At 60.6% G+C, this 25,216-nt stretch carries 25 protein-coding genes and 1 tRNA gene; 16 read left to right on the forward strand and 10 right to left on the reverse strand.

Annotated elements, in window-relative coordinates:
• From QMB98_RS05665 to QMB98_RS05675, 3 genes are all read left to right on the forward strand, one after another.
• A partial coding sequence (locus tag QMB98_RS05665; protein ID WP_371684710.1) for an anion permease occupies nucleotides 1-198 on the forward strand: 198 nt, incomplete at its 5' end.
• A gap of 29 nt (nucleotides 199-227) precedes the next feature.
• The gene (locus QMB98_RS05670) at nucleotides 228-2,078 is read left to right on the forward strand and encodes a sensor histidine kinase (RefSeq protein ID WP_371684711.1); all 1,851 of its coding nucleotides are present in this window, start codon (nucleotides 228-230) and stop codon (nucleotides 2,076-2,078) included.
• A complete protein-coding gene (locus QMB98_RS05675) occupies nucleotides 2,075-2,563 on the forward strand; it encodes a response regulator (RefSeq protein ID WP_371684712.1) in 489 nt (162 codons plus the stop codon). Before QMB98_RS05670 ends, QMB98_RS05675 begins: the two co-directional genes overlap by 4 nt.
• 218 nt (nucleotides 2,564-2,781) lie before the next feature.
• Here the strand turns inward: QMB98_RS05675 and rplL are convergent, their stop codons facing one another.
• Nucleotides 2,782-3,174, reverse strand: coding sequence for a 50S ribosomal protein L7/L12 (gene rplL, locus QMB98_RS05680; RefSeq protein ID WP_371684713.1), 393 nt, complete (start codon nucleotides 3,172-3,174; stop codon nucleotides 2,782-2,784).
• A 52-nt stretch (nucleotides 3,175-3,226) separates the two neighbouring features.
• Complete coding sequence (gene rplJ / locus QMB98_RS05685; protein WP_371684714.1) at nucleotides 3,227-3,748, reverse strand: 50S ribosomal protein L10; 522 nt, start codon at nucleotides 3,746-3,748, stop codon at nucleotides 3,227-3,229.
• Between the two features lie 468 nt (nucleotides 3,749-4,216).
• Between rplJ and QMB98_RS05690 the strand changes: the two genes are divergently transcribed.
• Both QMB98_RS05690 and QMB98_RS05695 read left to right on the forward strand, forming a co-directional pair.
• On the forward strand, nucleotides 4,217-4,549 hold the full coding sequence (locus QMB98_RS05690) for a PadR family transcriptional regulator (RefSeq protein ID WP_371684715.1): 333 nt from the start codon (nucleotides 4,217-4,219) through the stop codon (nucleotides 4,547-4,549).
• On the forward strand, nucleotides 4,546-5,328 hold the full coding sequence (locus QMB98_RS05695) for a DUF5808 domain-containing protein (protein ID WP_371684716.1): 783 nt from the start codon (nucleotides 4,546-4,548) through the stop codon (nucleotides 5,326-5,328). Before QMB98_RS05690 ends, QMB98_RS05695 begins: the two co-directional genes overlap by 4 nt.
• Nucleotides 5,329-5,362: 34 nt before the next feature.
• Here QMB98_RS05695 and QMB98_RS05700 read toward each other — a convergent pair whose 3' ends face one another.
• From QMB98_RS05700 to QMB98_RS05725, 6 genes are all read right to left on the reverse strand, one after another.
• The gene (locus tag QMB98_RS05700) at nucleotides 5,363-6,637 is read right to left on the reverse strand and encodes a glycosyltransferase family 39 protein (RefSeq protein WP_371684717.1); all 1,275 of its coding nucleotides are present in this window, start codon (nucleotides 6,635-6,637) and stop codon (nucleotides 5,363-5,365) included.
• A gap of 86 nt (nucleotides 6,638-6,723) precedes the next feature.
• Nucleotides 6,724-7,431: a 50S ribosomal protein L1 gene (rplA, locus tag QMB98_RS05705; protein ID WP_371684718.1), complete on the reverse strand. Its 708-nt coding sequence runs from the start codon at nucleotides 7,429-7,431 to the stop codon at nucleotides 6,724-6,726.
• Nucleotides 7,432-7,523: 92 nt separating this feature from the next.
• Nucleotides 7,524-7,952 (reverse strand): 50S ribosomal protein L11, encoded by a 429-nt coding sequence (rplK, locus tag QMB98_RS05710; protein WP_371684719.1) that lies wholly within the window; start codon nucleotides 7,950-7,952, stop codon nucleotides 7,524-7,526.
• A gap of 64 nt (nucleotides 7,953-8,016) precedes the next feature.
• Nucleotides 8,017-8,796, reverse strand: a complete 780-nt coding sequence (gene nusG / locus QMB98_RS05715; protein WP_371684720.1) for a transcription termination/antitermination protein NusG — start codon at nucleotides 8,794-8,796, stop codon at nucleotides 8,017-8,019.
• 14 nt (nucleotides 8,797-8,810) lie between these two features.
• Entirely contained in the window at nucleotides 8,811-9,062 is a 252-nt protein-coding gene (gene secE, locus QMB98_RS05720) for a preprotein translocase subunit SecE (protein ID WP_371684721.1), read from the reverse strand.
• Nucleotides 9,063-9,118: 56 nt separating this feature from the next.
• Nucleotides 9,119-9,194: transfer RNA gene (locus QMB98_RS05725), tRNA-Trp, on the reverse strand.
• Between the two features lie 481 nt (nucleotides 9,195-9,675).
• On the opposite strand from QMB98_RS05725, the gene QMB98_RS05730 reads away from it, so the two are divergent.
• The 5 genes from QMB98_RS05730 (at nucleotide 9,676) to QMB98_RS05750 (ending at nucleotide 15,418) form a co-directional block, all read left to right on the forward strand.
• The gene (locus QMB98_RS05730) at nucleotides 9,676-10,896 is read left to right on the forward strand and encodes a pyridoxal phosphate-dependent aminotransferase (RefSeq protein ID WP_371684760.1); all 1,221 of its coding nucleotides are present in this window, start codon (nucleotides 9,676-9,678) and stop codon (nucleotides 10,894-10,896) included.
• 324 nt (nucleotides 10,897-11,220) lie between these two features.
• Entirely contained in the window at nucleotides 11,221-12,213 is a 993-nt protein-coding gene (locus QMB98_RS05735; protein ID WP_371684722.1) for a HAMP domain-containing protein, read from the forward strand.
• 48 nt (nucleotides 12,214-12,261) lie between these two features.
• The gene (locus QMB98_RS05740) at nucleotides 12,262-12,576 is read left to right on the forward strand and encodes a sensor histidine kinase (RefSeq protein ID WP_371684723.1); all 315 of its coding nucleotides are present in this window, start codon (nucleotides 12,262-12,264) and stop codon (nucleotides 12,574-12,576) included.
• Nucleotides 12,576-13,268: a response regulator transcription factor gene (locus tag QMB98_RS05745; protein ID WP_371684724.1), complete on the forward strand. Its 693-nt coding sequence runs from the start codon at nucleotides 12,576-12,578 to the stop codon at nucleotides 13,266-13,268. Before QMB98_RS05740 ends, QMB98_RS05745 begins: the two co-directional genes overlap by 1 nt.
• Before the next feature lie 29 nt (nucleotides 13,269-13,297).
• Nucleotides 13,298-15,418 (forward strand): acyltransferase family protein, encoded by a 2,121-nt coding sequence (locus QMB98_RS05750; protein WP_371684725.1) that lies wholly within the window; start codon nucleotides 13,298-13,300, stop codon nucleotides 15,416-15,418.
• A gap of 218 nt (nucleotides 15,419-15,636) precedes the next feature.
• Here QMB98_RS05750 and QMB98_RS05755 read toward each other — a convergent pair whose 3' ends face one another.
• A complete protein-coding gene (locus tag QMB98_RS05755; protein WP_371684726.1) occupies nucleotides 15,637-16,923 on the reverse strand; it encodes a phosphotransferase in 1,287 nt (428 codons plus the stop codon).
• An 81-nt stretch (nucleotides 16,924-17,004) separates the two neighbouring features.
• Here QMB98_RS05755 and QMB98_RS05760 point away from each other — a divergent pair, with 81 nt between their 5' ends.
• The gene (locus tag QMB98_RS05760) at nucleotides 17,005-18,030 is read left to right on the forward strand and encodes an adenosine deaminase (RefSeq protein WP_371684727.1); all 1,026 of its coding nucleotides are present in this window, start codon (nucleotides 17,005-17,007) and stop codon (nucleotides 18,028-18,030) included.
• A gap of 508 nt (nucleotides 18,031-18,538) precedes the next feature.
• Nucleotides 18,539-20,479 (forward strand): FAD-dependent oxidoreductase, encoded by a 1,941-nt coding sequence (locus QMB98_RS05765; RefSeq protein WP_371684728.1) that lies wholly within the window; start codon nucleotides 18,539-18,541, stop codon nucleotides 20,477-20,479.
• A gap of 263 nt (nucleotides 20,480-20,742) precedes the next feature.
• Here the strand turns inward: QMB98_RS05765 and QMB98_RS05770 are convergent, their stop codons facing one another.
• A complete protein-coding gene (locus tag QMB98_RS05770; protein ID WP_371684729.1) occupies nucleotides 20,743-21,606 on the reverse strand; it encodes an IclR family transcriptional regulator in 864 nt (287 codons plus the stop codon).
• Nucleotides 21,607-21,737: 131 nt separating this feature from the next.
• On the opposite strand from QMB98_RS05770, the gene QMB98_RS05775 reads away from it, so the two are divergent.
• From QMB98_RS05775 to QMB98_RS05790, 4 genes are all read left to right on the forward strand, one after another.
• Nucleotides 21,738-22,478, forward strand: coding sequence for a fumarylacetoacetate hydrolase family protein (locus QMB98_RS05775; protein WP_371684730.1), 741 nt, complete (start codon nucleotides 21,738-21,740; stop codon nucleotides 22,476-22,478).
• Nucleotides 22,462-22,566, forward strand: coding sequence for a hypothetical protein (locus tag QMB98_RS05780; RefSeq protein ID WP_371684731.1), 105 nt, complete (start codon nucleotides 22,462-22,464; stop codon nucleotides 22,564-22,566). The genes QMB98_RS05775 and QMB98_RS05780 overlap by 17 nt, the downstream gene beginning before the upstream one ends.
• Entirely contained in the window at nucleotides 22,563-23,282 is a 720-nt protein-coding gene (locus tag QMB98_RS05785; protein WP_371684732.1) for a maleylpyruvate isomerase family mycothiol-dependent enzyme, read from the forward strand. The genes QMB98_RS05780 and QMB98_RS05785 overlap by 4 nt, the downstream gene beginning before the upstream one ends.
• A gap of 198 nt (nucleotides 23,283-23,480) precedes the next feature.
• Nucleotides 23,481-25,085: a Na+/H+ antiporter NhaC family protein gene (locus QMB98_RS05790; protein ID WP_371684733.1), complete on the forward strand. Its 1,605-nt coding sequence runs from the start codon at nucleotides 23,481-23,483 to the stop codon at nucleotides 25,083-25,085.
• The last annotated feature ends 131 nt before the right edge of the window (nucleotides 25,086-25,216 follow it).

Genomic DNA, 25,216 nt, shown 5'->3' on the forward strand with positions numbered 1-25,216 from the left:
CTCGCCATTGTTGTTGCGATTGCCTGCTCGTTCGGCATGTCCCTGCCGATCTCGACTCCCCCGAACGCGATTGCCTACTCGACCGGCGAGGTGTCGGTGAAGAACTTGGCGATCGTCGGTGTCATCGTGGGCCTTGGAGCAACCCTGCTCCTCATCTTCGCGATGCCGCCTCTGTGGCAACTCATGGGTTTGGTTTAACCTCTCAGTAACGAACGGAAGGATTCGCAATGGAGCTACAGGGTCTCATTGTTGGCGCGAGCTCAGCCGCCAACAATACGGCCGTGCTCCTGCGCGAGTCCTTTCCAACCTGGATCATCCACCACGCCAGCAATTTCACCCGGGCCCAGGAGATTCTCCATAAGGAAAGTCCCTCATATCTCGCCTTCATTCTCCTCTGCTTGAGCGAGGGCGACGTGGCAGACGAGATCATGATGCCCCTATTGGTCGGCAGGCAGTTCACCCGCTCGATCGTACTCACGGGCGAAAAGAACCTAACCGGGGCACAGAACCTGATCGATCAGGGCAGGCTCGACCTCGTCATGTTCGAAGACATCTCAGACGAGCGACTACGGTCGGACATGGAGAATCAGGTCAACCGGTACTGCCAGCGAGCCAACCTTCCCATGTTCGAGGAGGACGAGCGCGAATCCTTCGTGTTTGCCCTCCCCGGTAGCGACGACGAGATCATGGACATGATCGTCGCCGGGGTGGATGAGTGCCTGGGCTACCAGCCGAGGATCGTCCTGCCACCGGGAGTGCGGATCACCCGCGAGGGCACGATTGCCGAGGAGGCCATGCTGTGCCTCTCGGGTCAGGTCTCTCTTGAGCGGGAATCCCACGCCGGCAACGTTCTTATGCACCACGCGAGCACGGGCCGGATCATTGGCCTGCTCTCCCTCACCGACCAGAGGACCTCCTTCTTCACGTCCCGCACAACAACAGAAGTCACCGGCATACGCCTCACCTTCGAGCAACTCAACCACGTCATCACGACGCGGCCGGAGATCGAGCTCCTCATCGTTGTTCTCCTCATCCGTTCCCTCGATAGAAGGCTACGAAGAGCGGAGGACATTCAGCTTGAGAAGGTGGAGCTGACGGCACGGCTCGAGTCCGAGCAGCGCGAACTGCAAGAGACCTACCGGGCTCTCGAGGAGGCCCGCGCCGAACTCATGTCGCAGGCACGGTTCGCAACCCTGGGTGAGCTTGCCTCAGGGATCGCTCACGAGGTCAACAACCCCATCGCCGCCATCACCCGCACCTCCGATCATCTCCACGAGGACATCGGTGAGCTCATGAGCCACCTGGGTAAGGGCTCCGAGACGGCCCAAGCGGCCCTCAACTCTGCCCTGACCTCCGCTCCTCTCTCCACCCGCGAGGCGCGCAGACTCAAGAAAACGTACGGCGACATGACCGGGGATCCCGAGCGAGCATCGCGCCTGATCTTGGCGGGCGTGGACGAAGGAACGCTTTCTCGTGTCCCCAGGGGCAGAACGGACCTGCTCGACATTATCGAGTCCTCAGCAAGCCTGGGAACGGGACTGCGGAACCTCAAGTCCGCCTCAACGAGAATCAATTCCCTCGTCGATTCGCTCCGGTCCTATGCTCGCCCAGATGGGGATCCACTCGCCGACATCGACATCAACGTCAACATCGACGACACGCTTCGCTTGCTGTCACACAGGCTCAAGACCATTGAAATTTCCCGGGATTACGGCGACATCGGGCCCATAACCTGTCATCCCGCGCAGCTCTCCCAGGTGTGGACCAATCTCTTAACGAACGCTGCCGACGCCGTGACTGACTCCGGTACTGGGGCACTCACAATCACAACATCGAAGCTCGATGAGAACTGGGTTCGCGTCACGATCGAGGACAACGGATCCGGGATCCCACCGGAGCTCCTCGAGCACATCTTCGAACCACGATTTACGACCAAGTCAGGTCGAGTTCAGTTTGGCATGGGGCTTGGCCTCACGATTGCCAAGAACATCGTTGAACGCCACAGCGGCCGAATCAGCCTCGATTCGTACCCGACTGGAACCGTTGCAACGGTTGATCTACCCAGGGAGGGACCATGACACTGTCACTGCTTATTCTTGACGACGAACCAGAGGTTCGGGACGCTCTCGAACGAGACCTCATTGGGGTCGCGGGAACGATTCGCGTCGAGGTTGCCTCCGATGTGGAAGATGCGTGGGAGGTCATTGACGAGATCGATCGCGACGGCGACACCCTCGCCGTGGCGCTCTGCGACCACCGCATGCCGGGCACAACGGGAGTGGAGTTCCTTGTCGACATGATGGGCGACAATCGCACCGAAAAGACCAGGAAGGTGCTCGTGACCGGTCAGGCTGATCTCGCCGACACGATCAGAGCAGTCAACGCAGCAAATCTCGACTACTACATGGCTAAGCCGTGGACGAAGAGGGAGCTGCTCAGCGTCGTCTCGGACTGCCTAACCGACTACATCGAAGAGAACGGACTCGACCCTCTCCCCTACATGAAGATCATCGACCGCGTACGCGCCATGACCATCATCCGTGACCGCGGAGATCTGAACTGAGCAACACACAAACTCAACCGTCTGCTGAACCTTCAAAATAGAGAACCAGGCCCGTTCCACTAGGAGCGGACCCGTCCGAATTCCCGTCGTGATAGCCTCTGGTTCCCTCCCTGGAGAAGTATTCGAGTACTGAGTGCATCGGCGTGAGGATAAACGAATGTCGGGAGAGGTTTCCCTCTCCCGACATTCAGAAACTCTAACTCTTGCGAGTTCAGAAGTTACTTGAGGACGACAGTCGCGCCAGCAGCCTCGAGCTGCTCCTTGGCCTTGTCTGCGGCCTCCTTGTCAACGCCCTCAAGGACAGCCTTGGGTGCGGAGTCAACGAGATCCTTTGCTTCCTTAAGGCCGAGCGAGGTGAGCGCGCGAACTTCCTTAATGACAGCAACCTTCTTGTCGCCAACTGCCTCGAGGACGACATCGAAGTCCGACTTCTCTTCCTCAGCAGCAGCTTCGCCACCGGCTGCAACAGCGCCACCGGCTGCAACAGCAGCAACGGGAGCAGCAGCGGTAACTTCAAATTCCTCTTCGAACTTCTTAACGAAGTCGTTGAGCTCTACGAGGGTGAGCTCCTTGAAAGCCTCAATGAGCTCTTCGGGGGTGAGCTTAGCCATGCTAGCCTTCCTTCCTTCCTGCTACGCGAGCAGATTCTTGTAGGTGCCGCCCTTAGGCAGCGGATTCCTGCTTCTCGCGCAGGGCATCGACGGTGCGCACGGTCTTGGTGACCGGCGCCTGGAGAACGTAAGCAGCCTTGAACAGCGATGCCTTGAGGGCACCAGCAGCCTTGGCGAGAAGTACTTCGCGAGACTCGAGGTTTGCAAGCTTTGCGACGTCCTCTGCGGGAACGAGAGCCCCTTCGAGAACACCGGACTTGATCACGAGCTTGTCGTTTTCCTTTGCGAAGTCACGCAGTGCCTTGGCTACCTGGGCGATGTCGCCCTTGACGAAAGCAATAGCGGTAGGTCCGACGAGTTCCTCATCGAGGCCCTCGACGCCCGCTTCCTTCGCGGCAATCTTGGCGAGCGTGTTCTTCGCAACCTTGTACTCGGCGTTGTCGCCCATGGCGCGCCGAAGTTCCTTCAGCTGCTCCACGGTGAGTCCGCGGTACTCGGTCAGCAGTGCGCCACTGGACTCGCGGAACAGGTCCACGAGCTCGGCAATCGCTTCGCTCTTGTTCGGCCTTGCCATAGGGCCTCCTTCCAATTATTGCCGCCAAATCAAAAACTCAATAAAAATGCCCCGTGCAGGCGGCACGAGGCATGAAAGCTCAATACTCACCTGCGCTGGCTTCTTTACGAATTTCACCCCGTCTGGCTCACGGGTGACCGGCGGTCTTCGGCAGATATAAGGTTATGCGATCTCACCTGGATCGCCAAGTGCTTGGGTCGAAATGTGCGCGACGACTCACGCAACCCTATCCCGCACTCGAACTAGGTGGACGAAAGCACCCAGCAAGACCTAGAAACTCTATCAACAGGCCATGCCGGGAGCCACGCTCTAAGGCATGCTATCCCTCTCACCAGACACAGGACAGGGCACACGAAGCCCGGAACCCTGATCCCTGAATTCTGAACCCTGAACATGTTTCTTTAAAACTCTCGACAGGACCGTGGCGACTAGCTACTATGTATTGCATAGTACTAGGTAAGGCATAGTATGACTCCGAAGGATTCACAGCTGAGGCGAGGGGTGCTTGAGCTCGCCATTTTGACGCTTCTTGGTGGTGGGGCAAGGTACGGCGGGGAGATCATCAGCGATCTCAGTTCCCGCAAGGGTCTCGACTCCGGTGCCGGCACAATCTATCCGCTTCTCACAAGGCTGAGTACAGCCGGTTACGTCGAAACGACCTGGCAGGAGTCGCCGTCGGGACCGCCCCGCAAGTACTACCAGCTCACCCCGGCCGGTACGAAGCACCTGGCCAACCTGTCACAGACATGGAGTGATCTCGTTACTTCCATGACCGACTTGATGAACGAAGGACAATCATGAGCCCCGACGACTTCTACCAGGCAGTGCAGACCGCTCTCCCCCACGGCGCTACGGACCGGGAACAGATCCTGGCTGACCTCAAGGACATCCTTGATCTTGGCGTATCACCCGATGATCTCGGCGACCCGGTCGTGTACGCTCTGTCCGCTTCTGCCTCAGAAACCGCCGAGAAGAAGGCACCGAGGTACAGCCGGGTATGGGATCCCATGAACCCCGCCCTCTTTGTTCCGCGAGTCGTTGGTCTCGGCTGGGATCTGAACCTGGGTGCAGTGGCGGTCAAGCTTGGTTGGCTGCGGCCTGATGACATGGATGAGGACGTCATCGAAGCGATCCCGGAGCGGGCACTCGCGCTGACGAAGGCTCTGCCCGCCGCAGGTGCCATCATCACCGTGATCGCAAGCGCTGTAGCCCTGTCCCGTTCATCCGGCCAGCTTCCCTCGGGTTGGGACTACAGGTTCCGCCCGAGGAAACCCACGAGCAACGCCTCGGCCTTGCTTCCCGGCCTGTTGCTTTCGGGAGGAGCTGCCGCTTGGGCAGGTTTGGCGAAGGAACGTCACGATGCCCTCTCTCGTTCGGTCTTTGCGACGTCTCTATCGTTCGTCGGAGCCGGCACCGCCATACTCGCGGCGCGATCAGCAAGGCTTGGGAACCGGTCACAGCCCGTCACTGGATTCACGTCCCTCCTTCTTGGCCCACTTGCCCTGTCCCTCGTCACCGGCCTTCTCCCCGTACGAGAGGGACTCAAGCAGGTGTGGCAGAAGGAAGGACTCAGTCGCTAACTGACGCGACCACCTTGAAGCCCCTCGGCTGGGGTCAGACGAGCGGCGAAAGCAGAAGAGCCGCGTAACCAACCAGGCCGATTCCGAAGAGAATCCAGCCGTTCTTGACGCGCTCAAATAGCACACCAATGAAGGCCGCGTACATGGGTACAGCCGTAATGGCGTAACGTCCGGAGATGGCGCGGAAGTAAGCCTCGTTGGAGAGGATTTCGCGGCCCTGCACGACCAGTGCCGTTACGACGGGTAACGCGATGATCAGGATGGCGAGGTAACGAACTGCGCCCCTGTTCTTGATCGCCACGTAGAGGGCGATGGGCAGGAGAAGCAGGAAAGCAAAGTAAAGAATCCAACTCCAGCCCTCCAGCAGCCCCGAGTTCAGATCCGGGTGAAGATACCAGTCACCGGCTGGTGAGGTGAGGCCCCAGGGTGCTCCCCCACCGACGATCGTGTTAAGCACCGCGAGGGAATCGCCGATCTCGAACGGCTCCGTTGACAGTCCGGTGATCGAGGGAACGTAGTCGGCTGGCCTGCGGGAGTTCTGGAACTCCGTCCACAGCACGTAGGGAAGCGCTGTACCGAGGGCAATGCCGAGGGCTGGCTTCAGCTTCTTCCACTTCTCGTCCTGGATGAGGGCGACAATGCCGGCGAGGATGCCAACCGCGAGAACGGCAACGACCGACATGGTTCGGGTAGCCGAGATGAGAGCAGTGAGTACAAGCGGAAGCACCCACCCGTGGTTTTGGTGCTTGAAGATCCTGGCCGCCAGCCACACCGCCGCGGCACCAGCCAGCATGCTGATCGCATCGTTGTGGACGATGGCGGAGGCTTGCGCGAGAGCGGGCGCGCTCATGGCTATGAGCGTGGCACCCGCCGAGTTTCTTCTGCCCACGCCCCAGGAACGGATCGCGAGATAGAGGCAGGCGGCACCGGCAGCTCCGAGGATCGCGGAGGCGATGCGGGCACCGTCGGTGAAGTCAACGCCGAAGGCATCGAGCGCCTTGCCCAATCCTCCCGCGAACGCAAAATAGAGGGGTGGGTGGAACGTATTGTAGTTTTCGCCCTCAAAGGGCCAGTCGGTCACCGGGTGACCGGCAATCTCATCGCAGGGCGGAGGGACAACGCCGCGAATATCCCCCTCCATGCCGCGACAACTCCATGCCTGCCTTGCGTACTCCGACAGGTCATCGCCTTGGATGGGAATGATGCCGTTCGAGACCTGGTATGAGTAATCGATGTAGGTCCACTCGTCGTACCGCGACAGCCCCGGGGAGGCGCTGATCGCGATCACGGACCACAGGAGCGAAGCCACTGCCAGGAGCAGAGCAACGCCCCATTCGGGCAAACGGGAGCCCCCGACCGTGTGGTCGGGGGCGGAAACCGTTTTACCGGACAGGACTAGTCCTCAAGCAGGGACTTGGTCTTGGTGGCGTCGAGCGGGATGCCTGGGCCCATGGTGGTCGAGACGGTTGCCTTCGAGATGTAGCGGCCCTTTGCGGAGGACGGCTTGAGACGAAGGATCTCTTCCTGAGCTGCGGCGTAGTTCTCAACGAGCTGTTCGGTCGAGAACGAGGTCTTGCCGACGATGAAGGCGAGGTTGCCGTGCTTGTCGACGCGGAACTCGATACGTCCACCCTTGATGTCGGACACTGCCTTGGCAACGTCCATGGTGACCGTGCCGGTCTTGGGGTTCGGCATGAGACCACGGGGGCCAAGCACGCGGCCGAGACGGCCGACCTTGCCCATGAGGTCCGGGGTTGCCACTGCCGAATCGAAGTCGGTCCAGCCGCCAGCAACCTTCTCGATCAGGTCGTCTGCGCCGACCTCGTCTGCGCCAGCATCAAGTGCCTGCTGTGCGCGGTCGCCCTGGGCGAACACGATGACGCGGGCGGTCTTACCGGTGCCGTGAGGCAGGTTGACCGTGCCGCGGACCATCTGGTCAGCCTTACGGGGATCAACACCGAGTCGGAACACGACCTCGACGGTGGCATCAAACTTGACAGTTGATGTCTCCTTGGCGAGGTTCATGGCCTGGAGCGGCGTGTAGATTTCGCCAGCGTGAATCTTTTCAGCTGACCTCTTGTAGTTCTTTGAGCGCTTTGCCATTGCTGCTTTTCTCCTTAGCAGGTGTGGTTAGCGGACCTGCGCAGGCCCTTCCACATGCCGCGTGTGCGGCTGTTGATTTTGGGGGTGACCAATTAGTCGGTCGTGATGCCCATGGAGCGGGCGGTGCCTGCGATGATGGCGGATGCGGCCTCGATGTCGTTTGCATTAAGGTCGGGCATCTTCATCTCTGCAATCTCGCGAACCTGTTCCTTGGTCAGGTTACCGACCTTGACGGTGTGCGGGGTTGCGGAGGCCTTCTTCACGCCAGCTGCCTTCTTGATGAGTTCAGCTGCGGGAGGGGTCTTCGTGATGAACGTGAACGAGCGATCCTCGTACACGGTGATTTCAACGGGAATGACGTTTCCACGCTGAGATTCTGTTGCGGCGTTGTAAGCCTTGCAGAACTCCATGATGTTGACGCCGTGCTGACCGAGAGCCGGACCGATGGGCGGTGCCGGGGTCGCTGCGCCAGCCTGAATCTGGAGCTTGATCAGGCCAGCAACCTTCTTCTTGGGAGGCATGATGATCCTTATTTCTTGTGATGTGGCGAAACCCAATGGCAGAGGGTAACGCCCTGGTTTCCTTCTAGTCGGCCTTCTTGACCTGGTTGAAGGACAGATCGACCGGGGTTTCCTGGCCGACAAGTGTCATGAGCACCGTGAGGCGCTGGTTAACTGCATCGACAGCGTCGATGGTGGCCGGCATGCCCACCCATGGTTCGGTCGTGAGAATGACGTTCTCGCCAACCTCGAACTCGACGGAGATCGTGGCGGGTGCGCCCTTGGTGGGCTTGCCCTGGGAGCGGAGCTCCTTCGCAACCTCGGCCTCAACGACCGGGGTCAGCATCTTGATGACCTCGGGCTCGGTGAGAGCAACCGGGTCGCGGCCGTTACCGACGAATCCGGTGACGCCCTGGGTTTCCTGAACGGTCCGCCATGCGTCGTTATCCATGTCCATGCGAACGAGCGCATAGCCTGGCATGCGTACGCGGTTAACGAGCTTACGCTCACCGCGCTTGACTTCAAAGACTTCTTCCATCGGCACCTCGACCTGGAAGATGCGGTCTTCCATGTTCATCGACTTAGTGCGGATTTCAATGTTCTGCTTGACGCGCTTCTCGTAGCCCGCGTACGTGTGAAGAACGTACCAGCGACCGGGAAGGCCCTTCAGCCTCTTGCGGATCGCTGCGGCGGACGTGGGATCGTCGTCAGACTTCTCGACGGGAGCAGCGGCTTCCTCAGCGGGAGCGTCGGTGGCAGCGTCTTCTGCGACGTCAGCGCCGAGGGTCTCCAACAGAGCCGAGGTCTCCTCGACGTTCTCTGGCGTACCCTCGGGTGCCATCTCAGTGGACTCATCCTGCGACACGATTTCCTACTTTCTTAGCCGAAGATCAAGAATGCTAACTCACCAAAAAGGACGTCAAGCAACGTGACGATCGCCATCACAATGATGACGAAGACCGTCACCGTGAGGAACAGGCTACCCAGTTCCTTGCGGGTCGGCGTGACGACCTTTTTCAGCTCTCCAATGATCTGGCGGAAGAACAGACGAATTCGCGCCCACAGGCCGAGCTTCTTCTCGGACTTGGGCGAGCGTGAACCGTCTCCGGCTTGGGTAGGTGCGTTGCTCACGCGTCTATCCTTCCATAGTTGGGATAAAGAGGGCGGCTCCGAAGAGCCGCCCTCTCTGGCAGGGCAGGCGGGACTCGAACCCACAACCGTCGGTTTTGGAGACCGATGCGCTACCAATTGCGCCACTGCCCTACGACTGAGAAAGCCTTGTCTATTATGCCCTCTTGGGGCTTAGATAGCCAGTGAACGTTCTCACGCCTTGATAAACATTAATATGCTCATCCATCGATGTCGAACCAGCGTTGGCCTCCGTGGTGAGCATCACGAGATCCGTGACTGCTGAATAAGTCTATCCACCATTCGCGCCGCTCCCTGACCGGCTTGCGCACACTGATCGCAACGTCACATTTGCCACGAGACGCATTGAAGCCCCTCCCTCACCAATTCCCGCACCAACCTCCCTGAACCGATTCCGCTCCAACCCTCAATTGGCTGACAGTTCACGAGTTCTTTATTCAGAACTCGACCCAGCTTTCGGCGTCTTCGACCCAGTTTTCGATTCAGTTTGCACTCGCGTTGGGAAGGAACAAACCTGGGGTGTGGGCGATTTGTCCTGTTCATATGGTGACCAGCCGGAATATTGGCACAGACATCGCGAACCAGACATGGAAGGATAGGAACCGTGAATACTCAATCCCCTGCGCGCCGCGTTTCAGCGCGACTTGGCGCACTCAAAGAATCTGCAACCCTCGCTGTTGACGCCAAGGCTAAGGCGCTCAAGGCAGCTGGACGTCCCGTGATCGGCTTCGGTGCTGGCGAACCCGACTTCGCTACCCCCGACCACATTGTCGAGGCAGCGATCAAGGCAGCCAGCGTCCCCGCCAACCACCGCTACTCCCCCGCCAAGGGACAGCCGGCTCTTCGTCAGGCCATCGCCGAGAAGACCCTCGCCGATTCCGGCGTCGAGGTTGATCCGAACAACGTGCTCGTCACCAACGGTGGCAAGCAGGCCGTCTATCAGGCATTCGCAGCCCTGGTCGATGAGGGCGATGAGGTCATTCTGCCGGCTCCCTACTGGACCACCTACCCCGAGGCCATCCGCCTCGCTGGCGGTGTCCCCGTCGAGGTGTTCGCCGGTGCCGACCAGGAGTACAAGGTCACCGTTGAGCAGCTCGAGGCAGCACGCACCGAGCGCACCAAGGTCCTGCTCTTCTGCTCCCCCTCGAACCCGACCGGTGCTCTCTACTCGAAGGAGCAGGTCCGCGAGATCGGCGAATGGGCCCTCGAGCACGGCATCTGGGTTATCACGGACGAAATTTACGAGCACCTCATCTACGACGGTCTCGAGAACTCCTACCTTCTCCATGAGGTTCCCGAGCTCGCGAACCTGACCCTCGTCCTCAACGGTGTCGCCAAGACCTACGCCATGACCGGATGGCGCGTGGGTTGGATGTACGGCCCCGCCGACATCATCAAGGCCGCAACCAACCTGCAGTCCCACCTCACCTCCAATGTTGCGAACGTCAGCCAGGCTGCCGCTCTCCAGGCCCTGACCGGCGATCAGTCCTCGGTTACTGAGTTCCGTGAGGCTTTCGATCGACGCCGCAAGCTCATCGTTGCTGAACTGCGCAAGGTGAACGGCTTCGAGGTCCCCACCCCGCAGGGTGCGTTCTACGTGTACCCCTCGGTGGAGAACGTTCTCGGCCGCGAAATCGCGGGCCGCGTTCCCACCACCTCCGCTGAACTCGCAGAGATCATTCTCGAAGAGGCGGAGGTCGCTGTTGTTCCCGGTGAGGCATTCGGCCCCTCCGGTTACGTCCGTATGAGCTACGCGATGTCCGATGATGACATCCTGGAAGGCGTTGGCCGCATCCAGAAGCTCCTCAACAACTAGGATCTCCTGAACTTTCACTGAGCTCTTGCGATCATTCACTAAGATCGTGTGATCATTCGGGCCCGGCTGCCATGTGCACCCGGGCCCGAACCTTATCTCAGTCCCTGCTTATCTCAGTCCCGTCTCTCTCGACGTTCAGCAAAGTGCGCTCCTCTGCACTTTCTTACCTGACCACGCCGTGGCGGTCTTCTCGCTGAGACAATCTGATCGCGAGCCCGTTTTCTCATCTTCTGCTCATAAATCTTCTGCATAATCATTTCAGAAGGGATGGTTATGCGACTGAAGATGCCTCGATGGTCGGTGCGTACGCGCATCGTAACAACCGTGCTCTTGTTGACGCTTGTGACCCTGACCGTTGTCGGCATTACCTTCTACACCGTCCAACGAAATCACATTGACGATCGCATCAATCAGCAACTGCAGATCGCGATGGAGGAGTTCTCCGCGGAGGCGGTCGAGGCCTACGATTCGGGACGGTTCGATAACCTCTCGGATCTCATGCAGGACGTTCTGAGCCACCGTGTTCCGGAAGACTCCGAGGGCATGGTTGGTTACGTGGGCACGAGGCCGGCATGGACGCAGCCGGGTGGGCTGGACATGGTCGCGGACGAGGAGCTCATGGAGGTCCTCGGCGAACGTGTCACGGCGTTGCGTGGGGCCACGGAGGGTGAGACCCGCACCGTGGAGACCTCAACCTCGACCTACCGGTACTCACTCATGCCGGTCACCCTGGGAAACATGGGTGAGGGTGCGTACGCCGTTGCCTACGACTACAACGCCGAAACCGCGCAGCTCACAGAGACGTTCAGAATCTACGTTATTGCCGCCCTCATCTGCCTCGCCGTCCTGTTCGGTGCCTCCTGGTTGATCTCGGGTGAGCTCCTGCGCCCCATCCGTGAACTCCGGGAGACCGCGAGCCGCATCAGCGAGACCGATCTTGATGCTCGCCTCGAGGTCGAGTCGAACGATGATCTCGCGGACATGGCCAACACCTTCAACCTCATGCTCGATCGCATCCAGGATGCCTTCGATTCCCAGCTCAAACTCCTGGACGACGCTGGGCACGAGCTGCGCACCCCGATCACGATCGTTCGCGGTCACCTGGAACTCATGGACGTGTCGGATCCTGAGGACGTCAGTGCCGTACGCAGTCTTGCGCTCGATGAGCTCGACCGCATGCATCGCCTCGCCGACGACCTCGTCCTGCTCGCCAAGGCTGAGCGCCCCGACTTCGTCACCAAGCACCCGGTCGACGCTGGCCCGTTCATTGACCGGATCTTCGAGCTCGTTCAGCCCATCAGCCAGAAGCACAGGTGACAGCTCGACTCCCGCATCGAGGACATCATTGCCGTCGACGAGCAGCGGATGACGCAGGCGATGGTGCAGTTGGCGGCCAATGCCGTCAAATTCTCGCCCGAAGGAACGCTCATTTCCATCGGCCTGTCCATCGGGAAAGAGGTGCGGCTCTGGGTCAAGGACCAGGGCATCGGCGTCAGCGCGGAGCGACGATCCCACATCTTCGAACGCTTTGGTCGCGCCAACACCGCCGTCGAGGGCGCGGGACTTGGACTCCCCATCGTTGCCGCAATCGCCTCGTCCCACGGGGGACGCGTTGACCTGGAATCCACCCCAGGGCATGGCTCGACCTTTACCATTGTTATTCCGAACGAGGAGATCTGATGGCGAACATTTTGATCGTGGAGGACGAGGCCGGCATCTCGTCGTTCGTGTCAAAGGGACTGAAAGCTGCCGGACATCTGCCAGCCGTTGCCGCAACCGGCACCGACGGTCTGAACCACGCACTGACGGGTGGTTACGACCTCATCATCTTGGACATCGGCCTACCCGACATTGATGGTTATCAGGTGCTGGAGAGCATGAGAGGTCAGGGGGTTGCAACCCCAGTCATCATCCTCACCGCCCGTTCCTCCGTAGGCGACACCGTCCAGGGCCTCGAGTCCGGCGCCGATGACTACATGGCCAAGCCGTTCCGGTTCGAGGAACTGCTCGCCCGGGTGCGGCTCCGCCTGCGCGCGGAAACAGCGACACCTGCCGCCGAGGCCAACGTTCTGCAAGTCGGTGACCTCGTCATGGATCTCCCCCGCCACCAGGTCACCCTTGCCGGAACTGTCGTTGACCTGTCTGCCCGGGAGTTCGCCCTACTCGAGGCGTTCCTTAACCACCCGGGCCAGGTTCTCTCCCGTGAACAGCTCCTTGACCGGGTGTGGGGCTACGATTTCGATCCGAACTCGAACGTTGTCGACGTTTACGTTCGCTACCTTCGGCGCAAGATCGGAAACGATTGGATTACTACGATCAGGAACATGGGTTATCGGCTAAGTGAGCCGAATAACGCACATAGCCGGAGATAGTCCCATACGGCCCGGGCTATCCTGATTGGGTGAGTGAGAGCAACACCCAGGTCCGGGGTGCCTTCAAGGACACCCGAAAGTTTCGTCCCGAGCTTCATGGAGTTCGGGGCTTAGCTATTTTCCTCGTGGTGATGTTTCACATCATCGGCAATGGAACCGTCTCGGGCGGCATCGATGTCTTCCTTGCCATCACCGGATTCCTCGCCATCCCGAGCCTCATGCGTCGCACGGGAGATGGCTGGTACATCGGCTTGGCGGCCCGCTTCTCCGGACTGATTCGCAGGCTCCTCATCCCGCTCCTCCCCGTCGCACTCTTTGTGGGTATTGCCGGCACCTACCTCATTCCCCTATCCGAACAGCCACAGCTCTTCTCGGAGCTGCGCGCCTCGATTCTCTTCTACGAGAACTGGGAACTCGTGAACTCGCAGCTCGAGTACGAGGCAGCCGGTCCCGAAACCTCCCCTCTTCAGCACATCTGGTCCACCTCCATTCAGGGTCAGTTCCACGTCGCCATGACGTTCGTGGTCATGCTCGTTGCGTTCCTTGCGGTGAAGGCGGGCCGTTCAAAGAAGGGCGCGCTCATCGCCGTTCTCTCCCTTCTCACGATCGCCTCCTTCTGGTGGGCCACTATTGATACGTCGACGTCGCAGGCTTCCGCCTACTTCTCGACCGCGTCCAGGGCCTGGGAACTCACTCTCCCCGGCATCCTCGGACTTATCGTGTCGGACCTGAAGATCTCGCGTTGGGTTCGCGGCATTATGTCGTGGGTCGGCCTCGGGCTCATCGTTTCCTGTGGTTTCGTCGTGGACGGCGCAAACCTGTTCCCCGGTCCGGCGGCCCTCTGGCCCATTCTCGGCATCTGCCTCGTGCTCGCCGCTGGAGAGACAAGGACATCGTGGGGCGCTGACCGTCTGCTCGTCACTTGGCCTTTCCAGAAGGTCGGTGATATCTCGTACTCCCTGTACCTGTGGCACTGGCCGTTCCTCATCTTCGCCCTTCAGGTCACAGGTCTCGAACGCGTGGATCTCCCCACCGGAATCGCAGTCATCGCCGCTTCCTTCATTGCTGGTGCACTTGGTAAGTACATCTTCGAGGACAGGGTCGCGAACTGGAGTTTCGCCTTCCCGCACCCCCGCCGTGCTCTTGCTACGGGTGTCGCGACAGGCGTGGTCTCCGCCCTGCTTGCGACCGGTGCCATCGCCACGTCGAACACGAAGCTGAACGACGCGATCGACTCGTACCGTGATTCGATGACCCTCGCCGACCATCCCGGTGCCGGCGCCATGGTGGCGCCCGACTATGTCGAGATCGAGCCCATGCAGTATCTTCCGGATCGCAGCATCGGCCGAAACGACTACGGCTGGAACATCGAAGTCCACCTCGAGAACGAATGCATTCAGCGCACCACGTCCTCATCAACGATCGCGTGCGAGCACCCCACCGCCAACGAGGGTCCGCTTGTCATCATGGTCGGATCCTCCCACACCGGACAGTGGTCCGATCCCATCGGGGATCTCGCGGAGCGCTACGGTTGGGATCTCGTCCTGTACGAGAAGTCGGGTTGCGTGTTCACGCAGGACCCTGAGGTGAACAGCGCAGGACTCCTCGTGACAGGCAGTTGTGAAAAGTGGAACGACAGCATGCTCGACGTCATTGAGGAACGCCAGCCTGACCTCGTCATCACAACCGGAACCTCCCGTTTGGGTAACGACCCCGAGCAGATCACGGACGGCATGATTGAGGCCATCACCGCGGTCGAAGATATGGGGATCCCGGTCTACCTGTTCCGCGAAAATCTATACCGCACCGACGACATCGCGGAATGCCTTGCTGCCTCTGTTGGCGACCAGGTCAATGAGTGCGGGCAACCGCGCGAGATGTTCTACGATCCCGACATCGACGCTAACGGCGTCCCGTACTCACCCGAGAACGTCCGCATGTTTGATACGAGCAAGTACACGTGTAATGAAACCGAATGCTTCGGCATTGTCGGAAACGTGTCGGTCCTTCGCGACGCGAACCACCTGAGCGCCACCTTCGCCAACTCCGCCATCCCCTTCATTGAGGAGGATATGACGGACTTCATTCCGGAGCTCTTCACCAACCCGGTCGATGTCGCCGCGTCCGGCTCCTCCGATTCCGATGGTTAGAGATCTCAGCCGAGTCCTGTTGTAAGCGGATCGACGAGGTCTCGAACCAGAGAGTGAGAAGAAGTGGTGGGTGCATAGCTTGAGCTATGCACCCACCACACTTATTCACGCGAACATGGCCAAACTCGATTGACTCAGCTGAATGACTAACCCCGACTCGATGGGTCCATTGTGGTCGATCTCTGGTCAGTCTCTACTCGATCAGCCAAAGCGCCCACTTAGCGGGGTGGGTTGGCGGCAATCCTGTTGCGGCGTGCGAGGTGCCCGTAGCCGCGGGCGACCCACTGCTCAGCTGCGGCGAGCCTGCCCTCTGCGTCGCTCAGCCACTCCCTGCCATCCTCCCTGCGGGCTCCTGCGATCAGCGATAGCGTCACGCCTGCACAGCGCGCCACGAGTGCGACAGGATCAACTCGTTGCTCGCAGATCCGTGTCCACTCCTCTAGTTCAAAAGGAACGTGAGGGTAGGCGTGGGGAGCAAGGTAGGGCAGGACCGAGATGTGCCCGAGGAGGCACCCAAGGTCATCGACCCGATATCCGGGGCCAAGAGAGTCGACATCGATGAGGGAGGACACGGCGTGGTTCCTCCCGTCCATCAAAATATTCGCCTCGTAGAAGTCGCCGTGGGTGGCAACAACGGGGCCGGGATCGGAGTTGGCCATGAGGTAGTTGACCCCATTGGTCAGGAGTTCGATGCGGGCTCGATGCTGAGGAAGAACCGTGCTTGCGGCGTTGCCGTAGTGGTCGGCACGCTCCGACCAGGCTGGCCTGCGGGTGAGATTTGCGGCCTCGGCCGGAAGCTTCTCGAGGAGGTCGAGCAGGGTGTTTAGCACCTTCTCGGTGTTCTGGCCCATGCCGCGTGAGAGGAGGTTCGCGAGCGGTTCGCCCTCCCCCGAGCTGATGAGGACGAGCCCGTCCGGGGTGTTCTGAAGCACCCGGGGTGCGGGGATCCCAGCGTTGACCAGCATGTTGTGGCGCTTGACGAGGGAATGGGCGTGGGCGGGACGCACGACCTTGGCGTAGGCACGGGTGCGGTCCGGGAAGTTCACTCGGAGCACGCCCCTGCGGGTGGGGCGGTAGGACAGGAGCTCGAGCTTGACCCGCTGTCCAACGAGCCTGCTCATGGCACCGGATTCGCATGCGGTCTTGAGGGCTGGGAGCTCCGGGTCGTTCGGGTGACGCCACACGTGAGCAACGATGCCCTGAGGTCCATCGATCCGCACCAGCACATCCGAGGGCGGCTGGGAGACCCGGCCGGTCGTCGCGCAAATGTATTCGTCTGCCAGGTTCCCTCCGGGCACGAGCACGTCTGATGTTCGGGGGCCCTCGATCTGGACGGTGTACCCCACGGTGACACCTGCACCGGGTCGGTGGTGCACGGAATGCACCTTCCAGGACCGCACGATGCCCGCACTAGCCAAAGCGGCACTCAGCATGTCACCAGCCTCGTTGCCAGTGAGAAGCTCAACCTCCCGAGCTTCCCGAAGGGCCTGATCAGTAATGCTCATGTGGCTATTGTCCCCAACTTTCTCTCGCTGTGCTCGGTGAGTGTGTTTGCACGGGCGCCTAACCTTTGGCAGATTGAGCTTGTGCGCGATTTGGACAAACTACCGAAGGTACACCTGCATCTCCACTTTACCGGGTCGATGCGGGTTCCGACGCTACGGCAGATAGCGGACGATCAGGGAGTTCGCCTCCCCGCCAACATCGTCGACAACATCGCGCTGTCCGTGCCCGCCGACCAGCGTGGCTGGTTCCGATTCCAGCGCGCCTACGACGCAGCCCGCAAGGTCGTGAACACGGAAGATGTCATGCGCCGCATCATCCGCGAAGCCGCGGAAGACGATGCTCGTGAAGGTTCCCGCAGGCTCGAGATCCAGGTTGACCCCACCTCCTACGCGCCGTTCGTTGGCGGCCTCACACCCGCCCTCGAGATCGTGGTCGACGAGGCACGCGAGTCCAGCAAGGTCACGGGAGTAGAGGTCGCGGTCATTGTTGCCGCCTCCCGCATGAAGCACCCGCTCGATGCCAGAACCCTGGCGAGGCTTGCCACGAAGTTTGCTGGCGATCAGCCCGGTGACGTCATCGGTTTCGGGCTGTCGAACGATGAGCGAAGGGGCACCACCTCGGAGTGGGCTCCCGCCTTCAACATCGCCCGCAGGGGCGGCCTTGCCGCAATGCCCCACGGCGGCGAGCTCCTCGGCCCCGATCACCTGCGCGAAGTCGTCGCCCACCTCAAGCCCACGAGGATCGGCCACGGCGTGCGCGCCGCGGAGGACCCGGATCTGCTGGAGCGAATCGTGGATGCTGGGATTGCGCTCGAGGTCTGCCCCGCCTCCAACGTCTCCCTTGGCGTCTATCCCGATGAGCACTCGGTTCCCCTGCAGCAGATCTTCGAGTCCGGTGCCCAGATCGCACTATCCGCGGATGACCCGCTCCTGTTCCTCTCCCGCCTCACCGACCAGTACCGGATCGCACGCGACCTTGGAGCCTCAGACCGCCAACTGGCCGAGATGGCGCTCTCCTCCATCGATGCGTCTCTCGCCTCAGAGCACTCGAAGTCGAAGTGGCGGGCAGAAGTTCGAGACTGGCTCGCAGCCGACGAGGACGAGTAGAAACTCGTACTGGCTGCGGTTGCCGCACAATGCGCCAGCCTCAGCCAGATTTCGATCAAGAGGACAGCCTGATCGTTCGGCATTGCCCTGACGAATCTTCGGGCTACGTTGCCACTGTCATTCGAACTGCGTTGCCACTGCTAGAAGGCTCCTTACTTACTTTTTGTCCAGGCTCCCGTTGATTCAGGATGGTTACAGCAACACTGCACTAGTTGCCAACACCGCGCCTCTCGGAGGGGTCTTGATCCCATCACATTTCTTTACTGAAATAAAACGCACCTGCGGTTTTGACTTGAATCTTGGCCTCATAAACCCTGCCTTGAAACGCATTCCACATATGTGCGAAAACACCGCACTCAGGAGGAGTTTGCTTCCAGCATATTTGCCTCACTACCAGGTAGGAACACCAGATTTGGCGACCTTGGTCCCGGAGTTCTGAGCGTTGGATTTGCGAAGATTGTCGTGTATTCAATCGTGGAAACGGTTAGATCCAAAACGAGGAGGAAACATGACTGTAACAACGCAATCGCCAGTGCAATACGACAAGATTCTTTCACCGATCAAGGTTGGCAACATGACGCTACCGAACCGCGTGATCCTCGCCCCCATGGGTACCGAAATGGGAACGGAGGATGGTCGTTCTACTCCTCGCGAAGCCGCGTACTACGGTGCTCGAGCACGCGGCGGCACCGCCCTCGTGCTCACTGGCGTGACCTTCCTGCAGTCCGACCTCGAGCCCATCGCACCGGGCCTTGCTCGCGCCGACACCGATGAATACACGGCCGGCCTCAAGGGCATTGCCGATGCCGTTCACGCCCAGGGCGGTCTCGCCGGCCTTCAGCTGACCGCCGGTCTTGGTCGCAACAACCAGTACTACGACGAGATGGGGATGGAGCCAGTTTCCTCCTCAGACAACACCTACTTCTTCGACCCCTCCCGCAAGTGTCGCGCTCTCACCACTGAAGAGATTGAGATCATCGTCAAGCGCACGGGTGAGGCGGCACGCCGCGCCTACGAGGCCGGCTTCGACGTCATCGACCTTCACGGTCACACCGGTTACCTGATTGACCAGTTCATGTCTGAGGTCTGGAACCGCAGGACCGACCAGTACGGTGGTTCCCCCGAGAACCGCGCCCGCTTCGCAGTTGAATGCCTGCAGGCCATCAAGGAGAACGCGCCGGGAGTGACGACCTCCTTCCGCATCTCCGTCGACCACCGTTTCGAGGGTGGCCGCACCTGGGAGGAGACCCAGCACCTCATTGGCGCACTCGAGGCCGGCGGCCTCGACATGATCCTCTGCGACGATGGCTCGTACGAGGCCATGGACTACGTGTTCCCGCCCTACTACTTGGGTGACGACTGCATGACTTCCGCAGCTGCCCGAGTGAAGTCCATTGCCACGATCCCCGTTGGCGCCTGTGGCAACATCACGCCCGCGAACGGTGAGAAGATCCTCGAACGCGGCGAAGCCGACCTCATTGTGATTGGTCGCGGCCTCATTGCCGATCCCGACCTGGTCAACAAGCTGCGCGAGGGACGCGCCGACGACATCCGCCCCTGCATCCGTTGCAACCAGCTGTGCACCGGCAACGCCTTCTTCGGCAAAGCCATCGGCTGCGCCGTCAACCCCGAGGTTGGCTACGAGGCAGAACGCATCATCACCCCAACAAATAACCCGAAGAACATCGTCGTCATCGGTGCCGGTCCCGCCGGACTCGAGTTCGCTCGCGTCGCGGGCCTGCGCGGCCACACCGTCACGGTATACGACAGAGAAGAGCGCGTTGGTGGCGTACTTCTGCCTGCCGCGACTCCCGAGTTCAAGCGTGAGCTGTTCAAGATGATCGGGTGGTGGGAACGCCAGATCGCCATGATCGACAACGTCACGATCGAGCTCAACCACGAGGTGAAGCCTGGTGGACCCGAGTTGGAGGGCGCCGACGTTGTCGTAGTCGCGGCCGGCTCTCACCCGTTCGTACCGTCCTCGATCGAGGGAGCCGAGAACGGCGTGGACGTTCTGGCCTTCCACAAGGGTGTCGAGATCGGCAAGCGCGTCATCGTGTGCGGTGGTGGCCTGTCCGGTGCCGACGCGGCCCTCGAACTTGCCCAGGAAGGTCACGAGGTCACGGTTGTTGAGATGGCGGACGAGGTTGCTCGCGACATGCTCATGCTCAACCGTACCTCGCTCCTGCGCGAACTCGACCAGCACGACGTCACGATCCTGACCGGCACCACCGTCAAGGCAATCCGCACGGACCGCATCACCGCCCAAACCGCAGAGGGCACCGTCGAGCTTGAGGCCGACACCGTCATCACCGCCTTCGGACTGAAGCCGGCCAAGGAACTCGGTGAGGCACTGGGCGCCCAGGTCCTGACCGTTGGTGACTGCGTGGCACCCCGAAAGGTCGGTGACGCCGTCAACGACGCCTACGCTCTCGCGTTCGAGATCTAATCAATTTCTCTATCTAACAAATTCCACGTTGGATGGATTCCAACAGAATCCATCCAAACAGGAGGTGGGGCGGCCCCAATCGGGACACCCCACCTCCTGCACTTTTATCGCACCCGTTTCTGTCGCACCCGTTTCTGCCACGCGCGTTTCTATTGCACGAGCTTCTGTCGCATGCGGACTCCGAATTCTCGCTAGCCGACGACTCGTCAGCCAATCACTCCGCAGACGGCTCTTCGGACGGGCACTCGTTCGATGACTATTGTTCAGACGACGAGTTGTTCGCGGACGTCAGACTCGTTGATGTGGCCAACTTCTTGGCGCCTGGCGTTGAGGAGCAGCTCGAGTTCGATCTGACGGGCCGCTGAGCGCAGTCCCGCGACCATGGGGCCGAGTTCCTCAGGGCGATACCTGCTGGAGGGCATGGCAATGCTCAACGCTGCAAGCGGCGAACCCATGGGGTACATGACGGGGAACGCGACCACTGCGACGCCCTTGGAGTAGATGCCGTTGTCGACAACGAAGCCCTTTTCGCGCGCCTTCTGGATCCTGGCGCGAATCTCGGTCGAGTCCACTGACAGCTCCTCGCTATCGCCCTCGAACGCGTACAGGCCTCGCAACTCATCATCGGTCAGCAGGGAAAGAAGCAGGATGCCGGACGGAGTCTCGTGCGCCGGTGCCGCCATACCCGTCCTGTGACCCACCCGCAGCTGATGGCTGCATTCGACCTCTGCGACGATGCGCACGGTCGTGCCGGACCTAATAACGAGCGTCGTTGTTTCGTCGAACTGGTCGTCAAGACCCGTCATGGGGATCGCGGCGGCCTCCCGGAGGAGGGACACGAGAGTGTTTGAGGTCGTTCCGTTCTTCAGAATCGGACCAACCCGATAGGTGTGACCATCCTTGATCGCGAAGTCGCGGTACACGAGCATGGCGAGCATGCGGTGCGCGGTGGATTGGGCAATATTGAGACGCTCCGCGGCCCGCTTCGTGGTCATGCTGCCCTCGAGCTGGATGAGGGCGGCAAGCTGTAGGGCCACGTCAACGCTATTGATGGCGTAAGGCGGCTTTGCCTTACCTGGAACTGAGTTGCCTGGCATGGGGTCCTTCTTCCATTCGAATTGGAACATTCTGCTATGCAGAATTAATTATCTCCTCTCAAGAATCTAGGTCATGAAGGGTAACCAAGCGCAGTGGCGCGCGACATATCAACGCTGATGGTCAACGCCACGGTCACACATTGGGAAGAAATGGAGAGCACATGCTCATCGGAACAATCCGAGTAGATGGCGGAACGCGGGCCGTTCGCGTCGAGGGCGACACGGTTGTCGAACTCGACGCTGGCGACGTCGGTGAACTGCTGAACCTGGATTCTTGGTCTGACCTTGCCTCGTCGGACGGTCCCACCCGCGACATCGCCGATGCCACCTGGGAGACTCTCGTACCTCGCCCGAGCAAGGTCCTGTGCGTTGGCCTCAACTACCGCAACCACATTCTCGAGATGGGACGGGACCTGCCCGAGTACCCCACCCTGTTCTCGAAGTTCGCGGACACCCTCGTGGGTGCCACGGACGACATTCCGCATCCCGCGGAAACCACCCAGTGGGACTGGGAATCGGAGCTCGTCATCGTGCTCGGCTCTACCGTGCGCCGCGCCTCCGAAGAGGAGGCTACGAATGCCATCACAGGCTTCACCGTCATGAATGACGTGACGGCACGCGACTGGCAGTTCCGCACGAGGGAATGGCTTCAGGGCAAAAACTGGGATTCCTCCACCCCGGTTGGTCCCGTCATGGCGACTCCGGACGAGCTTCCCGGAGGTGTGCGCCCCGAGCTCACCATCTCCGCCTCGATCGATGGTGAAACCGTTCAATCCGCGAACACGGGGGACCTTCTCTTCGATCCGGTTGCTCTCGTTCGCTACGTTTCAACAATGATTCGACTAAACCCAGGCGACCTCATACGCGACTGGTACCCCCGGGGGCGTGGGCCACGCCCGTAAGCCACCCCGCTTCCTCCAGGTCGGAGAGACGGTCACGTGCACGATCGAGGGCATCGGTTCCCTCACGAACACGATGGTGTCGGAATGAGCAGGACACTCGCCGACTCGCTGCGATGGGCGGAAGAGGGCACGAAACTATTCAGTGCTGAACTCCAGAGACTGGGCACGAGCGACGAGGCCTTCACCGCCCCCTCGGTGCTCCCGGGATGGTCGATCAAGCATCTCGTGGGCCATGTCGGCAAGAACGCCGAGGCCATCGCCAACCTTGCCACCTGGGCATCCACCGGTGTCGAAACCCCCATGTACTCCTCCCCCAGCCAGCGTAACGCTGATATTGAGGCGAGCGTGACCAAGACTCCGGAGGCTCTCATCGAGAGCTTCGAAAGCTCCGCCGTTGCGCTCACGGAGGCCTGGGATTTCCTGAGCGACGAGGAGTGGCAGGTTGAGGTGCGCACCGCGCAGGGCCGCCTTGTCCCCGCGTCCGAAACCCCGTGGATGAGGACCCGCGAGGTCATGGTTCATTCCGTGGATCTCGGAACTGGACTGACGTTTGCGGACCTGGCGGAGGACTTCCTGGTTGCCCTCGCGACCGACATCGTTGGCAAGCGCAGTGCAGCAGGCCATCAGCCTGCTCTCACTATTGCCCCAACGGATTCGCGGGAACGCTGGACCATCTCCGGCACGGGCGATTCGGTGACGGTCACCGGTTCCCTCGCGAACCTCACGGCCTGGCTGGCAGGACGATCAACGGACGGCGTTGAAACCTCCACCGGAGAGCTGCCAACTCTTCCTGCCTGGCTCTAGCCACTTTCATTACGTCACGCGGTGGCCGCGAGGATGCGGCCACCCACACGGTCACTTCACTCCACCCATATTCAGGACCACCTGACACGCCCTTCTTGCGACCACCCCTGTCGCTCAATAACGATTTTCGCTTTTTTCTCGCCACAGCACTACTGGCACCGCGACGTTGCGGGCCCTCTGACCTTCAAAGGAATCACCATGGTTGAAACCGCTTATTCACTCATAGCGCCAATTGTGGTCATCATTCTCCTGCTGACCACCAAGCGCCTCGTCCCCTCCCTCATCATCGGCATCATCCTCGGTTCGCTTCTCTACGCTGACTGGAACCCGCTGAATGCGGCCGAGGCCGCTGGCGGCTGGATGTGGGACGTGCTCACGGGTGAGTGGAAGATCCTCACGTTCACGCTCCTTGTCGGCGCACTCTCGTCGATGCTGCGAGTATCGGGCGGTGTCTCAGCCTTCGCGGATTGGGCCTACGTCCACGCAAACACTCCCCGCAAGGCCCAGCTTGCTGTGCTGTTCGTCGGCTTCCTTACCTTCTTCTCGGACGGCTTCTCCTGTCTGCTCCGCGCCAACGTGCTGCGCTCCCTGACCGACAAGCACCGGGTTTCCCACTCGAAGCTGGCCTACCTGGTCCACTCGTCCTCCGCGCCGTACGCTCTCATGGTCCCGATCTCCGCCATCGCCGGCATGACCATCGCGATCATCTCCCGTACGTACGACTCGATCGGCATGAACACGAACCAGGCGTTCTCCGCCTTCATTCAGGCCATCCCGATGAACTACTACAACATCCTGACGATCATCCTCGTCTTCATCGTTGCCATCACCGGCCTCAATCTGGGCACCATGGGCAAGCACGAGCGCCTCGCACGCGACAAGGGCATCCTGTTCGACGCCTCCAAGTCGCACCGCATGAGGATTGCCGCGGAGTCGGAGAATGCTGTCGATATCGATCACGGAGCACCCCGTGGCACCATCGCCGATCTCATGGTCCCGATCTTCACCCTCCTCGGCGTCACCGTCGACATGTCCTTCGTCATCGCAAACCAGAACGCCGAGGGCCCGATCACGGTCTCGAGCTTCCTCCAGTCCACCGACATCGTCCTCTCCCTCGTCTACGGCACGATTGTCGCCATGATCGTTTCGGCCATCATGTCCGCAGCGAAGAAGGTTAGCCTCGGAGCTGCTGCGAAGAGCGCCGGCACCGGTGTTCTCAGCATCCTCCAGTCCGCCATCATTCTCTACCTCGCTATCGTGACCGCCGAGGTCATGAAGGGAACGGGCGTTGGCGCATACCTGGCTGGTGTCATCGAGACCAACAACTTCCCCGTCGCTCTCCTCCCCCTCGTCCTGTTCGTCTTCTCGGCCTTCATGTCCTATGCCATGGGCTCCACCCTCGGCACCGCGGGCCTCATGATCCCGATTGGCGCGGAAATCTTCGTCAACATCGATCCCTGGTTCCTCATCCCCGTCGTCGGCGCCGTCCTCCCAGGTTGCGTCTTCGGTGAGCACACCTCTCCCCTGTCGGACACGACGATCATGTCCTCCATCGGTTCCCAGGTCGACGCGTTCGACCACATCATCACCCAGATGCCATACGCGATCATCACCTCCATCGCGTCCATCATTGGCTACCTGGTTCTCGGCTACTGCCAGGACGTCGCCATCGGCCTCATCACGGCCCTCGGCACGCTCATCCTCCTCGTGTTCGCCGCGAAGTTCTACTACCAGCGCCGCCCAGATGATGGTTCGGACTACGAGGTTCTCGAGACAACCTCTCCCGAGGAAGCAACGCGGTAGTCACATCCTGTCACCCGGTGCACCGAATCAACCGGACTCCTGATCCTCGGGCCGAGATCCACGTCCACCACGAACCGCCTCCATCGGAGGCACAGAAGTAGTCGGGGCCCCGCGGGGGGCCGACGCAGACG

It is taken from the genome of Flaviflexus sp., from assembly GCF_041440645.1.
Lineage (GTDB): Bacteria > Actinomycetota > Actinomycetes > Actinomycetales > Actinomycetaceae > Flaviflexus.